Genomic DNA, 1,649 nt, shown 5'->3' on the forward strand with positions numbered 1-1,649 from the left:
TCTGTCACTGTGGTGAAAGCACGAAGCGGCAAGGATGCCAAGGGATCGAGCGGCGTTGAGCAGAAGATCGACATCGAAGCGATCCTGCGCGAACGCATGTCCGGTTTCTCGCCCTCGGAGCAAAGCCTTGCGGGCTATATCCTGGACAATATCGAGATTTTGCCGTTCGAGACCGGCAGCAGCATAGCTGAGGCGGTGGGCGTCAGCGAAATGACCGTCACCCGGTTCGTTCGCGGCCTCGGTTTCGAGAGCCTGCGCGATCTCAAGAAGCGGTTGCGCGTCGCGGTCTCGGAGAAGGACAGCGAAGTCGACGATTACCTGGCCCGCTTTCAGATGCGCGACGGCCGGCAGCCGCAGTTGCAGGAAAGCCTGCGGTTGGAACTCGACGCCATCGTCAAAGCCTATGCCTTGACTACCACCGAAGTGTGGGACGAGGCCGCAAGCCTGCTCGTGAAGGCGCGCACTATCTATGTCGTCGGCTTCCAGGCCTCGAAGGGGTTGGCCATGGATTTTGCCAGCCGACTGCTGTGGGCGCGACCCAACGTCATTTTCATCGACAACGCCTCGGGCACGTTCGGCGAGATCATCAATGCAGATCCAAAGCAGAGCGCCGTTGTCCTTATTGACACGGCCTCGTACGCGACCCGCGGCATCAAGCTGGTGGAGAAGCTGAAGTCGATGGACATGCCGCTGGTCATCGTAACCGACAAATTCAGTCATTGGGCCTTCGCCTATACGCGCTTCGTCTTCGAGGCGCATACGCATGTGAAAACCTTCTGGGATTCTACGGCAAGTATCAGTGTCGTGCTCAATCTCCTCATCGACGCCGTTGCCACCAAACTCGGGCCGAAGGCTAAGCATAACTTCGCCATGATGAGCGATATGGGCACCCTCTTCGGAGAGTTCGTCGGCGGGAGCTATCTCCGCCGTGACGATTGATCGATTTCAAACCGCAAACGAGAGCATGCATGACCAGTATTCCGCCATTCCGCGATCCAACTGCACCCGGCAATTCTCTCATTCCAAGGCAAGACTGGGACCGGGCGCCTTGGAACCGCTGGACCTTCCAGCATGTCAGGGACCTGCTGCCGACCACGCCGGTCTTGCGGGGAGCGGGGCCGGCAAGCATGCTGCCGACCGATTTGCAGGATATCGATGGCATCTCCTTCGCGACGGAGGGGCGGGCCCATACCCTTGGCAGCTTCCTCGAAACGAGCTACGTCGATGGCCTTCTGGTGCTCCATGGCGGTAAGATTGTCGCTGAGCGCTACCTCAACGGCATGACGCCCCATACCCAGCACCTTTCACAATCGGTCGCCAAGTCGATCGTTGGCACCGCGGCGGGCATCCTGATCGGCCGCGGAGTGGTCGACCCGGTCGCGCCCGTGACCCATTATCTGCCGGAGCTGGAGGCGACAGCCTACCGTGGCGCGACCGTCCAGCACGTGCTTGACATGACCAGTGGCGTGGTCTTCGATGAGACCTACACCAAGCATGATTCCCACATGGCGCAGCTGGATGTCGCCAGCGGCTGGAAGGATCGTTGGAACCCGAACTGGCCCACGAATGTCTGGGACCTGATCCTGTCTTTGAAGGATCTGGAGTGCTCGCACGGTACTTCCTTCCGCTACCGCTCGATCGAGACGGAT

The 1,649-nt window shown here is 59.9% G+C and carries 2 protein-coding genes; both read left to right on the top strand.

Annotated elements, in window-relative coordinates; all coding sequences use genetic code 11:
- The coding region (locus A3AY_RS0133000; protein WP_018329939.1) for a MurR/RpiR family transcriptional regulator at positions 1-939 on the top strand (939 nt) is incomplete at its 5' end.
- A 29-nt stretch (positions 940-968) separates the two neighbouring features.
- Positions 969-1,649, top strand: a 681-nt coding sequence (locus tag A3AY_RS0133005; protein ID WP_040669610.1) for a serine hydrolase, incomplete at its 3' end; no start/stop codon positions are given.

Origin of the sequence: Rhizobium giardinii bv. giardinii H152 (assembly GCF_000379605.1) — a bacterium.
Lineage (GTDB): Bacteria > Pseudomonadota > Alphaproteobacteria > Rhizobiales > Rhizobiaceae > Pararhizobium > Pararhizobium giardinii.